The organism is Mycobacterium liflandii, from assembly GCF_022354805.1.
In the GTDB taxonomy this organism is placed as follows: Bacteria; Actinomycetota; Actinomycetes; order Mycobacteriales; family Mycobacteriaceae; genus Mycobacterium; species Mycobacterium marinum.
Genome location: NZ_CP023138.1, coordinates 4,852,431 through 4,864,532, shown reverse-complemented (window position 1 = coordinate 4,864,532; position 12,102 = coordinate 4,852,431). Strand labels below are relative to the sequence as shown.

Annotated in this window: 9 protein-coding genes and 2 tRNA genes; 8 read left to right on the top strand and 3 right to left on the bottom strand. The window is 64.2% G+C overall.

Going from position 1 to position 12,102, the window contains the following annotated elements; all coding sequences use genetic code 11:
* Positions 1–88: 88 nt before the first annotated feature.
* The gene (locus tag CKW46_RS21590) at positions 89–424 is read left to right on the top strand and encodes an Mtp family mycobacterial-type pilin (RefSeq protein WP_499018222.1); all 336 of its coding nucleotides are present in this window, start codon (positions 89–91) and stop codon (positions 422–424) included.
* A gap of 76 nt (positions 425–500) precedes the next feature.
* On the opposite strand, the gene CKW46_RS21585 is transcribed toward CKW46_RS21590, so the two are convergent.
* On the bottom strand, positions 501–1,685 hold the full coding sequence (locus tag CKW46_RS21585) for a serine hydrolase domain-containing protein (RefSeq protein WP_134429427.1): 1,185 nt from the start codon (positions 1,683–1,685) through the stop codon (positions 501–503).
* A 30-nt stretch (positions 1,686–1,715) separates the two neighbouring features.
* Positions 1,716–1,789, bottom strand: a tRNA-Gly gene (locus CKW46_RS21580).
* Between the two features lie 164 nt (positions 1,790–1,953).
* Between CKW46_RS21580 and CKW46_RS21575 the strand changes: the two genes are divergently transcribed.
* The 4 genes from CKW46_RS21575 (at position 1,954) to clpP2 (ending at position 4,872) form a co-directional block, all read left to right on the top strand.
* Positions 1,954–2,030 (top strand) — tRNA-Pro (locus CKW46_RS21575).
* A 36-nt stretch (positions 2,031–2,066) separates the two neighbouring features.
* Positions 2,067–3,521, top strand: a complete 1,455-nt coding sequence (tig, locus tag CKW46_RS21570) for a trigger factor (protein WP_482052378.1) — start codon at positions 2,067–2,069, stop codon at positions 3,519–3,521.
* Between the two features lie 131 nt (positions 3,522–3,652).
* Positions 3,653–4,240 carry an ATP-dependent CLP protease proteolytic subunit ClpP1 gene (gene clpP1 / locus CKW46_RS21565; RefSeq protein ID WP_036426435.1) on the top strand — a complete coding sequence of 196 codons (588 nt, stop codon included), beginning with the start codon at positions 3,653–3,655 and terminating at the stop codon, positions 4,238–4,240.
* Positions 4,237–4,872, top strand: coding sequence for an ATP-dependent CLP protease proteolytic subunit ClpP2 (gene clpP2, locus CKW46_RS21560; RefSeq protein ID WP_011741457.1), 636 nt, complete (start codon positions 4,237–4,239; stop codon positions 4,870–4,872). Before clpP1 ends, clpP2 begins: the two co-directional genes overlap by 4 nt.
* A gap of 56 nt (positions 4,873–4,928) precedes the next feature.
* Here the strand turns inward: clpP2 and CKW46_RS21555 are convergent, their stop codons facing one another.
* Positions 4,929–6,485 (bottom strand): MFS transporter, encoded by a 1,557-nt coding sequence (locus CKW46_RS21555; RefSeq protein ID WP_482052377.1) that lies wholly within the window; start codon positions 6,483–6,485, stop codon positions 4,929–4,931.
* A gap of 725 nt (positions 6,486–7,210) precedes the next feature.
* Here CKW46_RS21555 and clpX point away from each other — a divergent pair.
* The 3 genes from clpX to CKW46_RS21540 all read left to right on the top strand — a co-directional run bounded on the left by clpX (position 7,211) and on the right by CKW46_RS21540 (position 12,093).
* Positions 7,211–8,491: an ATP-dependent Clp protease ATP-binding subunit ClpX gene (gene clpX / locus CKW46_RS21550; protein WP_117437541.1), complete on the top strand. Its 1,281-nt coding sequence runs from the start codon at positions 7,211–7,213 to the stop codon at positions 8,489–8,491.
* Between the two features lie 78 nt (positions 8,492–8,569).
* A complete protein-coding gene (locus CKW46_RS21545) occupies positions 8,570–9,799 on the top strand; it encodes an MFS transporter (RefSeq protein ID WP_482052376.1) in 1,230 nt (409 codons plus the stop codon).
* A gap of 332 nt (positions 9,800–10,131) precedes the next feature.
* A complete protein-coding gene (locus CKW46_RS21540; RefSeq protein ID WP_482052375.1) occupies positions 10,132–12,093 on the top strand; it encodes a 2-oxoacid:acceptor oxidoreductase subunit alpha in 1,962 nt (653 codons plus the stop codon).
* Positions 12,094–12,102: the final 9 nt, after the last annotated feature.

The following is a 12,102-nucleotide window of genomic DNA, read 5'->3' as shown; positions in this document are numbered from 1 at the left end:
ACTTGCGTTCTGGCACTTCGGTTGTCGGCCCCAGGTTGGGCACGATTCTTCAGATTGGCTACAGGTTGGCCGGGTAAGTCTGGTGCCTATGAAAACTTACCCACGTTTAGCTGCAACAGGCTTGGCAATGGTCCTCGGTCTGGGACTGGCCGGAGTAGGCGTCGCATCCGAGGCTGCGGCGCAGCCCGGCGCCCCCACGCAGTGGTGCCCGGGCGACTTTTGGGATCCCGGCTGGGGGCAAAACTGGGACATGGGTCACTGTCACGACAACTGGCGTGGGCCAGGACCCAACCCCCAGCCCGGTCACGCAGGTCCGGGAGGGCCGGGAGAGCCCGCACCTGGGCAGCAGGGACCGGGCGGGCCGGGTGGTCCCGGGGGCCGGGAGAGGGGCTGGGCGGGCCGGGTGGTCCGCACTGATCCCTGACGACGCCTAGCCGGATGGCCGCACCCTGCCGACATCGGTTCGGCAGGGTGCGCTCGTTCGGGTTGGCCGCGGCGAGCTAGTCCGCGGCAACGTCAAGTGCCGCGTAGACCTCGTTGCTCAACGCGACGCTGCGCGGGTCGGCGTTGGCCTTGCTGGCGTCGAAGCGGTTCATCACGTACGCATAGCCGATCCGGTGTTCGAGGTCGACGAAACCGAACGACCCGCCCAGGCCGCCATGGCCGAAGATTTTCTGGTTGGGACCGTTTACGGCGCGCTGGTTGAGCATGTACCCCAAGCCCCAGCCGTGATCGGCGACCCGCGGCCCGAGCACCAGGTCGGTGTCGAAGCCGCCCTGCGAGACCCGGACCAGATCCATGTGCTCGCGGCTCAGCAGTTTCTCCTGCGCCAGTGCGTTGTAGAACGTTGCCAATCCCAGCGCGGAGACCTGCGCGTTGGTGCCGGGGAACTCCAGCTGGCGCCACAGGTGCAGGTCGTTGGAGCCAAGTTCGTCATCGGGGGCAAACCCCATCGCAATCGACAGCCCCGCCTTGGGGTGGTCGTCGAGGCTGGTGGGGTCGCTGGGGGCTTGCACATCGGCCAGCAGGTCTCGGGCGTGCGGCTTGTTGACCCGCTCGGCGCAGCGGCTCTGGTCGAAGGGGGACAGGCCGATGTGGACGTCGGCGCCGATCGGTTCGGCGATCTCGGTGCGCAGATACTGCCCGACCGTGCGCCCGGTGATCCGGCGGAATACCTCGCCGAGGATGAAACCGAACGTGGTCATGTGGTAGCCCTGGGCGCTACCCGGCTCCCACCGCGGCTCGGCCAAGGCCAATTGCTCGCACACGAAATCCCAGTCGGTGACTTGTTGCCAGCTCATTCGCGCGTTGGGGCCGATCACACCGGAGCGGTGGCTGAGCACCATGGCCACGGTGATGGCTTCCTTGCCCGCCTGCCCGAATTCGGGCCAATAGCGGGCGACCGGAGCGTGTAAGTCCAGTTCACCGCGGTCGGCGAGCTGGTGGACACAGGTGGCCGTGAGCGCCTTGCTGCCGGACAACACGGTGGTCAGGGTGTCTTGCCGCCACGGCCGGGTACCGGCGGCGTCCGCGGAACCGCCCCAGAGATTGACGACCAGATCACCGTCCACCCACACCGCGACGGCTGCTCCGACCTCCATGCCCTGGGTGAAGTTCCGTTCAAAGGCAGCACGCACTCTTTGGAACTTCCGCGCACATGAGCCGTAAATATCGACGTCGCTCATGGCGCCTTTCTGTGGTGCATAGGCCGTGCTTGGAGCGGGCGACGGGAATCGAACCCGCGTAGCTAGTTTGGAAGACTAGGGCTCTACCATTGAGCTACGCCCGCATGTAGCAAGTCGAGCGAAACTCTACGTGGTGGCTGAGATCAAATCTAATCGACGCAGTCATGTGACCGCTTGGGACGCGGCGCGACTTCCTCGAGGACCCTGTCGGACCCTGGAGGTCCTTGCAGGCCCGCCGCCGCCGGGCCGTAGGATCGCGAGGTCAGTCCGGGGTGTAGCGCAGTTTGGTAGCGCATCCGCTTTGGGAGCGGAAGGCCGCAGGTTCAAATCCTGTCACCCCGACCAACTCACCGCCACGAACAACCACCAAGGAGCAGATCCGTGAAGAGCAGTGTCGAGCAGTTGAGCCCCACCCGGGTTCGCATCAAGGTGGAGGTGCCCTTCGCCGAACTCGAGCCTGATTTCCAGCGGGCCTACAAAGAGCTGGCCAAACAGGTGCGGCTGCCCGGCTTCCGGCCGGGGAGGGCGCCGGTCAAGCTTCTCGAGGCTCGCTTTGGCCGGGAAGCGATGTTGGACCAGATCGTCAACGATGCCGTGCCCAGCCGGTACGGCCAGGCGTTGGCAGAGTCCGAGATCCAGCCGCTGGGCCGACCGGACATCGAGGTGACTCAAAAGGAGTATGGCCAGGACCTGGCCTTTACCGCTGAGGTGGACGTTCGACCGGAAATTGCACTGCCGGACCTGACCGGGCTGTCGGTTTCGGTGGATGCGATCGAGGCCACCGACGACGAGGTCAACGCCGAGTTGGAGTCGTTGCGTGCCCGGTTCGGCACGCTGACCGGAGTGGAGCGCCCGGTGGCCACGGGGGACTTCATCTCGATCGACTTGTCGGCGGCTGTCGACGGCGAGGACGTGCCTAACGCCGCCGCCGAAGGGTTGTCCCACGAGGTCGGCTCCGGCCGGCTTATCACGGGTCTCGACGATGCGGTGGTCGGATTGTCGGTGGACGAGTCGCGGGTATTCACCGCCAAGCTGGCGGCCGGAGATCACGCCGGGCGCGATGCCGAGGTCACCGTCACGGTCAAGTCGGTCAAGGAGCGCGAACTGCCCGAACCCGACGACGAGTTTGCGCAGTTGGCCAGTGAGTTCGACACCATCGACGAGCTGCGCGCAAGCCTTCGCGAGCAGGTGCTGCAAGCCAAGCGGGTCGGCCAGGCGGAGCAGATTCGCAACGCCACCATCGACGCCCTGCTCGAGCGGGTCGACGTGCCGACGCCGGAATCGTATGTGCAGGCGCAGTACGAGGGTGTGCTGCACAGCGCACTCAGCGGCATCAACAACGACGAGGCCAGGTTCAACGAACTGCTCGTTGAGCAAGGATCTTCGCGTGACGCGTTCGACGCTGAGGCCAGGACCGCCTCGGAGAAGGACGTCAAGCGGCAATTGTTGCTGGACGCCCTGGCCGATGACCTCAAGGTCCAGGTCGGTCAGGAAGACCTGACCGAACGCCTGGTCCCCACGTCGCGCCAGTACGGCATCGAACCGCAACAGCTGTTTGCCTACCTGCAGGAAAACAACCAGCTTCCGTCGATGTTCGCCGACGTTCGGCGCGAGTTGGCGGTCAAGGCCGTGGCCCAGGCCGCGACGGTGACCGACACCGACGGCAACACGATCGACACCAGTGAGTTCTTCGGCAAGCCGCCGGAGAACGACGTAACGGACTTGTTGGACGACGACGCCGACGGAGACGCCGGCGTGGACGCCGATGGGGATACAGAAAACTCAGCAGAGCCCGCCGACGCGGACAGCGCCGACGCGGCCCAGGGGGCCGGCTAAGGCCACATGGCATGACGCTGTGAGCGAACGCGCCGACTTCAGGGGGTGCGTGGGCGCCACACAGTGGGTGCGGTTGGTTAGGGTCGGACACAGAAGAACTCGAGAAAGCAGGTAACCCAGTCGTGACTGACATGCGTTCGAACTCGCAGGGTCTCAATCTCACGGACTCGGTCTATGAGCGCTTGCTCTCCGAGCGCATCATCTTCCTGGGGTCGGAGGTGAACGATGAAGTCGCCAACCGGCTGTGCGCGCAGATTCTGTTGCTCGCCGCCGAAGACGCCAGCAAGGACATCAACCTCTACATCAACTCGCCGGGTGGATCGATCAGCGCCGGCATGGCGATCTACGACACCATGGTGCTGGCCCCCTGCGACATCGCCACGTATGCGATGGGCATGGCCGCCTCGATGGGCGAGTTCCTGTTGGCGGCGGGCACCAAGGGCAAGCGTTACGCGTTGCCACACGCCCGCATCCTGATGCACCAGCCGCTGGGTGGGGTGACCGGTAGTGCGGCCGACATCGCGATTCAGGCCGAGCAGTTCGCCGTCATCAAGAAGGAGATGTTCCGGCTCAACGCCGAATTCACCGGCCAGTCGATCGAGCGTATCGAGGCGGATTCGGATCGCGACCGCTGGTTCACCGCCCCCGAAGCTCTGGAATACGGTTTCGTCGATCACATCATCACCCGCGCCGCCCACGTCAACGGAGAAGCACAGTGAATCCTCAGGTCCAGCCCCAGGCGCGGTACATCCTGCCGTCGTTCATCGAGCACTCCAGCTTCGGGGTCAAGGAATCCAACCCGTACAACAAGCTGTTCGAGGAACGCATCATCTTCCTCGGCGTCCAGGTCGACGACGCGTCGGCGAACGACATCATGGCGCAGCTGCTGGTGCTGGAGTCGCTGGACCCCGACCGTGACATCACCATGTACATCAACTCGCCGGGCGGCGGGTTCACCTCGCTGATGGCGATCTACGACACCATGCAGTACGTGCGGGCGGACATCCAGACGGTATGTCTGGGACAGGCCGCTTCGGCCGCGGCCGTGTTGCTGGCCGCGGGAACCCCGGGCAAGCGCATGGCGCTGCCCAATGCGCGAGTGCTGATCCACCAGCCGTCGTTGTCGGGCGTCATCCAGGGACAGTTCTCCGACCTGGAGATCCAGGCCGCCGAGATCGAGCGGATGCGCACCCTGATGGAGTCCACGCTGGCCCGCCACACCGGCAAGGATCCCTCGGTGATTCGCAAGGACACCGACCGGGACAAGATCCTGACCGCCGAAGAGGCAAAGGACTACGGGATCATCGACACGGTTCTGGAGTACCGCAAGCTCTCGGCCCAGAACGCCTGAGGCGCGGCCGGAATTTCGTTGACGGGCTACGGTCAGTACGACCGCGCTCGGCTGTCTTAGTCGAGGTCTGAACCGGCGAGTTGGCTCTCGTCAGAGTCGGGGCGGGCAAAGCGCCGCAAGCCCAGGACGAACGCGGCCGCCAGTAACACCGAGGCGCATCCCAGCGCGATTCGGATGCCCTGCATGAAGTCCGAATCGGCGGCGCTGACGATATTGGTTTCCTGCGCCGACGTGATGCGGTGTCGCGGCCCGATGAAGGCCGAGTGCGCATGCGGATTGGCGCTGTCCACGATGGTGTCGACAACGATCGAGCGCACGACGGGATCGGGCAGGTCATCTTCCATGCTGTCCGGCAGTGTGGCGCCCAACCATGCGGCCAGAATCGAGCCCAAGAAGGCGACACCAAAAATTCCGCCCATGGACCTTTGCAGGTTGAGCAGGCCGGCGGCCATGCCGGCGCGGTGATCATCAACCTTGGTCATACCAAGGTGTAGCAGCGGTGTGACGCTGCCGCCGGCCCCCGCGCCGAAGACGGTCAGTCCCATCAGGGCGAGCGCGGGCACATGGCCCATCGCGGTGACGAACAGCACCAGCCCGGTGACCATGGCAGCCAGACACGTCACCACCGGCAGCCGCGGGCCCCATTTGTTGACCGCCGCGCCCGCCAGCAGGCTCGCCATCCCAAATCCCGCGGGCACCGGCAACATCATCAGGCCCGCGTGCAGCGGCGACAGGTCGCGCACATTCTGGAAGAACTGCGTGATCACCATCAGCGTCCCAAAGAAGCAGGACATCACCACGAAATAGACGATCAGCACAGACCGGTACACCGGCTCGGTGAACAACTGGAGATCGATCAACGGAAACGGGGCGCGCCGTTCATGCCGGATGAAAGTCCACAACAACGCGACGATGATCAACAGCAGTGAGGTCAGCACGATGACCGACCGCTGCTGAAACCGAGGTGCCTCGATGATCGTGTACGCCAGCACCGCGATCCCGGGCACGAAGGTCAGCTGTCCCACCCAATCCAGCTCGGTCGGTTCAGGATCCCTGGACTCGTCGACACCGATCAGGGTCAGCACCAACACGATCGCGCCGAGCGGCACGTTGACCGCGAACACGCTGCGCCAGCCAAGGGTCTCCACCATCAGTCCGCCCAGCGCCGGTGCCGACGCGGCGCCGACCATCCCAATGGCCATCCAGTCCGCGATGGCCCGCGCCTTCATGCGCTGATCGGGAAAGGCGTGGCTGAGCAGGGCAAGTGACAACACCGATATTAACGATGCGCCCAGGCCCTGGATCACTCGGGCCGCGGTGAACATGCCGAGATTGATCGGGAGCACGCAAACCACCGAACTTGCGACGAACAGGGCCAGTCCGACAAAGAATCCGCGCCTGCGGCCGTAGCGGTCGCCCAGCAAGGCGCAGCTCATCAACATGGCCGCCATCCCCAGGCTGTATCCGGCGACTGCCCACTGAAGACCTTGCTCGCCGGTGTGAAACACCCTTTGGATACTGGGCAATGCGACGTTGACGATATTGACGTCCACGACCACCATGAAGATGCCCAGCCCCGTTGCCGCCACGGTCAGCCGCTGGCGTCGGGTCATGACGACATTGTCAGTGGCGGGGGCAGTGGCGGGTACCTCAGCGCTGCCTGACGTGGTTGGGGGGTTCGCCGATTTCGCCTGGGTTGCTCATAGCCCGCCTTGACCTTTCGCGTGGACAGGGAATGCGGCTAGAAGTTCGTCGGCTGGGTTTGACGGCTTTGACGGGCCCGCGGATCGGGGAGCAGGCCGGGACCCCAGGGCGGACCACGAGGCCGGTCGGCGGCCGGCGCTGCCAAACCATGCGTTGCCGAGCATCGCTCTCACAATGCTCAACACTAGGGAAACTGACGTAGTAGCAACTGCGTTTTACGCAGCGTTTCCAACGCCGGCTCGGTGACGGGGGACCAGGGCTCAACCGTGGGCGCCGGCGGGACTGGGCGCCGACGCGAGCCGCCGACCTCGATCAGTGCAGAAACATCAGCCAACCGCGCAACGTCGCTGTAGGGTTGTCGCCTGGGGGCTTGGTAGCCATGAGTTTCGCCAGCTGACGGGCCTCGGTGGCGTAACGACCACGACACGCCAGAGAAACGTACAGCGCGTCTCGGCGAGTAGTGGGAGCCGTTGGGCTATATGTTGCATTCAGACGAAAGGCACGAATAACCCAGCGAATACCAAGGACGCTATTCGGTGTTAACGGTCGCGGTGGGCCGGAGCAAGCGGGTAGCGTCGGGGGGTACACGCGGCACGGCAAGACGAACGGCGAACAGGAAGTAGGCCTCACCAAAATGGCGCGCATAGGAGACGGCAGCGACCTGCTGAAGTGCTCGTTCTGCGGAAAGAGTCAGAAACAGGTCAAGAAGCTCATAGCTGGCCCCGGTGTGTACATCTGTGATGAGTGCATCGATCTGTGCAACGAGATCATCGAAGAGGAACTCGCTGACGCCGACGATGTGAAACTCGACGAACTGCCCAAGCCGGTCGAGATCCGGGAATTCCTCGAGGGCTACGTCATCGGCCAAGACACCGCGAAGCGCACGCTCGCCGTCGCGGTCTACAACCACTACAAGCGGATCCAGGCCGGCGAGAAGTCTCGCGATTCCAGGTGCGAGGCCGTGGAGCTGACCAAGTCCAACATCTTGATGCTCGGGCCTACCGGATGCGGTAAGACCTACCTGGCCCAGACCCTGGCCAAAATGCTGAACGTGCCGTTCGCGATCGCCGACGCCACCGCGCTGACCGAGGCGGGTTATGTGGGTGAAGACGTCGAGAACATCTTGCTCAAACTCATTCAGGCCGCCGACTATGACGTGAAGCGCGCCGAGACCGGCATCATCTACATCGACGAGGTCGACAAGATCGCTCGCAAGAGCGAGAATCCCTCCATCACGCGCGATGTCTCCGGTGAGGGTGTTCAGCAGGCCCTGTTGAAGATTCTGGAGGGCACCCAGGCTTCGGTGCCCCCGCAGGGCGGCCGCAAGCATCCGCACCAGGAATTCATCCAGATCGACACCACGAACGTGCTGTTCATTGTCGCGGGTGCATTCGCCGGGCTGGAGAAGATCATTTACGAGCGGGTCGGCAAGCGCGGTCTGGGCTTCGGCGCCGAAGTGCGCTCCAAGGCCGAGATCGACACCACCGACCACTTCGCCGAAGTGATGCCCGAGGACTTGATCAAGTTCGGGTTGATCCCCGAATTCATCGGTCGGCTCCCGGTCGTTGCCTCCGTCACCAACCTGGACAAAGAGTCCTTGGTCAAGATCTTGTCCGAACCGAAGAACGCACTGGTCAAGCAGTACACCCGGCTCTTCGAAATGGATGGTGTGGAGCTGGAGTTCACCGATGACGCGCTGGAAGCGATCGCCGACCAGGCGATCCACCGCGGCACCGGCGCTCGCGGGCTGCGGGCCATCATGGAAGAAGTCTTGCTGCCGGTGATGTATGACATCCCGAGCCGTGACGACGTCGCCAAAGTGGTGGTCACCAAGGAGACCGTGCAAGACAACGTGTTGCCGACGATCGTGCCTCGCAAGCCGTCACGTAGTGAGCGCCGCGACAAGAGTGCTTAACCGGCGCTGATGCCGGGCGCTTCCGGTCGCAAGCCGGCGTCATCGACCGAGTCGAGTGACGCCGGCTTCGCTGATTCGATGGCGGCCTACGATGCGCTGCCGCGGCGAGTGGTCCATGCGCTGGACCTGGTGAACTTCTCGCTGGCTGACGTCCGCGATGGCTTGGGTCCGTACCTGTCGGTGTACCTGTTGGTGACCAACAACTGGGACCAAGCCTCGATCGGGTTTGTGATGGCTGTCGGCGGCATCGCGGCCATCGTGGCGCAGACACCGATGGGCGCGTTCGTGGACCGGACGAAGGCCAAGCGGGCGTTGGTCATCACCGGCGCCTTGGCGGTCACCGCGAGTGCGCTGGCGATGCCTCTGTTTCCCGAACTCCGCTCCATCTCGTTGCTGCAGGTGCTCACCGGGATCGCCAGCTCGGTCTTTGCTCCGGTGCTGGCTGCAATCACGCTGGGCATCGTCGGCCCGCAGCTGTTCGCCAGGCGGATCGGGCGCAATGAATCCTTCAATCACGCGGGCAACGCCACGGCCGCCGCCATCACCGGTGGGTTGGCCTTCTTCTTCGGGCCGGTGGTGGTGTTCTGGGTGCTTGCCACCATGGCGGCGATGAGCGTCGTGGCAACCCTGCGTATTCCGCATGATGCGATCGATCATGACCTCGCCCGCGGTATGGATCACGCGCCCGGGGAACCGCATGCTCAGCCATCAGGCTTTGGGGTGCTGCTGCACAACCGCACATTGATGATCTTCGCGGCGGCCGTTGTCGCTTTCCACTTCGCCAACGCGGCCATGCTGCCGCTGGTTGGCCAGGTGCTGGCCCTGCACAACAGGGACGAGGGCACGGCGTTGATGTCGTGGTGCATCGTGGCGGCCCAGGTGGTGATGGTGCCCGTGGCGTACGTGACCGGAAGCAGGGCCGATGCCTGGGGACGAAAGCCGATCTTTCTGGTGGCGTTCGCCGTCTTGACCGCTCGTGGCTTTCTCTACACGCTGTCGGACAACTCGTACTGGCTGGTTGGGGTCCAGTTGCTCGACGGCATTGGCGCCGGCATCTTCGGAGCGCTGTTTCCGCTTATCGTCCAGGACCTCACCCACGGAACGGGTCACTTCAACATCAGCCTTGGCGCCATCACCACGGCGGTGGGGGTCGGCGCGGCGTTGTCCAACTTTGCTTCCGGCTGGGTGGTCGTCATTGCGGGCTACAACGTGGCCTTCATGTCCCTTGGTGCGATCGCTGGCGCGGGCTTCATCTTGTACTTGCTTGCGATGCCGGAAACGGCATCGGCAAGACTTGCCGGGCGTTGAGTTGCGGTGGCTGTGCGCGGCGGGCTGGCGTCGTGCGCCACGCTCGGCGCGGCCGGGGCGGAAGAAGTGACCAATACCACACTTTTCTTCGGCCGCCGTTATCGCCCCCTCTGACGTCGGGTTTGCGATGTATGTCCCCTGTACACGGGACATTTCGGCGTCATTGTCCCCTTAGGGAGGTGACATGAGGTTGCCATACACTCCTTATGTAAGTGCCATAATCGGTACTGCCAGTGACACAAAATCGTGAGGGCGGGGAGCCACTCCGACGACGCGTAATCTAGAGATTTGGCGCGGAGTGCCTGTCCCCAGTTAGACGGAAGGGCGGAGACGTGGATCCGAACGGCAGCGAAGCCGGACCAGAGTCTCATACCGCGGCGACCCATGGCGGGCCTGACCGGCAGCGCCTGGAGAATGTGGTTATCCGTTTCGCCGGGGACTCCGGCGACGGCATGCAGCTGACCGGCGACCAATTCACGTCGGAGGCCGCGCTTTTCGGCAATGACTTGGCGACCCAGCCGAACTACCCCGCCGAGATCCGGGCCCCCGCAGGCACGCTTCCCGGGGTTTCGTCTTTTCAGATTCAGATTGCCGACTACGACATCCTGACCGCCGGTGACCGGCCCGACGTGCTGGTGGCGATGAATCCGGCCGCGCTGAAGGCCAATATCGGCGACCTGCCGCTGGGCGGGATGGTGATCGCCAACTCGGACGAGTTCACCAAGCGCAATCTGACCAAGGTGGGGTACGTAACGAACCCGCTGGAGTCTGACGAGCTCGAGGAATACGTCGTCCACTCCGTCCCGATGACCACGCTGACGCTGGGAGCCGTCGAAGCGATCGGCGCATCGAAGAAGGACGGGCAGCGGTCCAAGAACATGTTCGCGCTGGGCCTGGTGTCCTGGATGTATGGGCGGCCGATACAGACCAGCGAGACGTTCATCAGGGAGAAGTTCGCCCGCAAGCCCGAGATCGCTGAAGCCAATGTGTTGGCCCTGGAGGCGGGCTGGAATTTCGGCGAAACCACCGAGGCTTTCGGCACCACCTACGAAGTACCCCCGGCGAAGCTTCCGCCCGGCGACTACCGGCAGATCTCCGGGAACACCGCGCTGGCTTACGGCATCGTCGCGGCCGGGCAGCTGGCCGACCTCCCCGTGGTGCTGGGCAGCTATCCCATCACGCCGGCGTCGGACATCCTGCACGAGCTGTCCAAGCACAAGAACTTCAACGTGACCACCTTCCAGGCCGAAGATGAGATCGGTGGCATCTGTGCCGCACTTGGCGCCGCTTATGGGGGCGCGTTGGGCGTCACCAGCACATCGGGACCCGGCATTTCACTCAAGTCGGAGGCGCTCGGGCTCGGCGTGATGACCGAGCTGCCGCTGATCATCATCGATGTGCAGCGGGGAGGGCCGTCGACCGGTCTGCCCACCAAGACCGAGCAGGCTGACCTGCTGCAGGCCCTATACGGCCGCAACGGTGAGTCGCCATTGGCGGTGCTGGCGCCGCGGTCGCCTGCCGACTGCTTTGAGACCGCTCTCGAGGCGGTGCGGATTGCGGTGTCGTATCACACGCCGGTGATCCTGTTGTCCGACGGTGCGATCGCCAACGGATCGGAACCATGGCGCATCCCGAACGTCGCCGATCTGGCGCCGATCAAGCACACCTTCGCCAAGCCCGACGAGCCCTTCCAGCCCTACGCCCGCGACCCGGAAACCCTGGCGCGCCAGTTTGCCGTGCCCGGCACTCCCGGACTGGAACACCGTATCGGCGGACTAGAGGCGGCCAATGGAACGGGCGCCATCTCGTATGAGCCGACCAACCACGACCTGATGGTGCGGTTGCGGCAGGCCAAGATCGAGGGGATCAGTGTTCCCGATCTCGAAGTCGACGATCCGACCGGTGATGCCGAGCTGCTGATCATCGGGTGGGGCAGTTCCTACGGGCCCATCGGCGAAGCGTGCCGGCGGGCGAGGCGGCGTGGGACCAAAGTGGCGCATGCTCATCTGCGCTACCTCAACCCCTTCCCGGCGAATCTGGGCGAGGTGTTGCGACGTTACCCGCAGGTGGTGGCTCCGGAAATGAACCTGGGTCAGCTGGCGTTGGTGCTGCGTGGGAAGTATTTGGTCGACGTGCAGTCAGTCACCAAGGTCAAGGGTGTCTCGTTCCTGGCCGACGAGGTGGGGCGCTTCATCCGGGCCGCGCTGGCCGGCAGACTGGGCGAACTCGAGCAAGACAAGATGATGGTCGCCAAGTTGTCGGCGGCCACGGTTGAAGCGGGAGTAGGCGCATGACCCGTGCCG

Bases quoted from the DNA above. Each gene is read 5' to 3' on its own strand.
- CKW46_RS21590 (WP_499018222.1), top strand. From the start codon at position 89: ATGAAAACTTACCCACGTTTAGCTGCAACAGGCTTGGCAATGGTCCTC.
- CKW46_RS21585 (WP_134429427.1), bottom strand. From the start codon at position 1,685: ATGAGCGACGTCGATATTTACGGCTCATGTGCGCGGAAGTTCCAAAGA.
- clpP1 (WP_036426435.1), top strand. From the start codon at position 3,653: ATGCGTTCGAACTCGCAGGGTCTCAATCTCACGGACTCGGTCTATGAG.
- CKW46_RS21555 (WP_482052377.1), bottom strand. From the start codon at position 6,485: ATGACCCGACGCCAGCGGCTGACCGTGGCGGCAACGGGGCTGGGCATC.
- clpX (WP_117437541.1), top strand. From the start codon at position 7,211: ATGGCGCGCATAGGAGACGGCAGCGACCTGCTGAAGTGCTCGTTCTGC.
- CKW46_RS21545 (WP_482052376.1), top strand. From the start codon at position 8,570: ATGGCGGCCTACGATGCGCTGCCGCGGCGAGTGGTCCATGCGCTGGAC.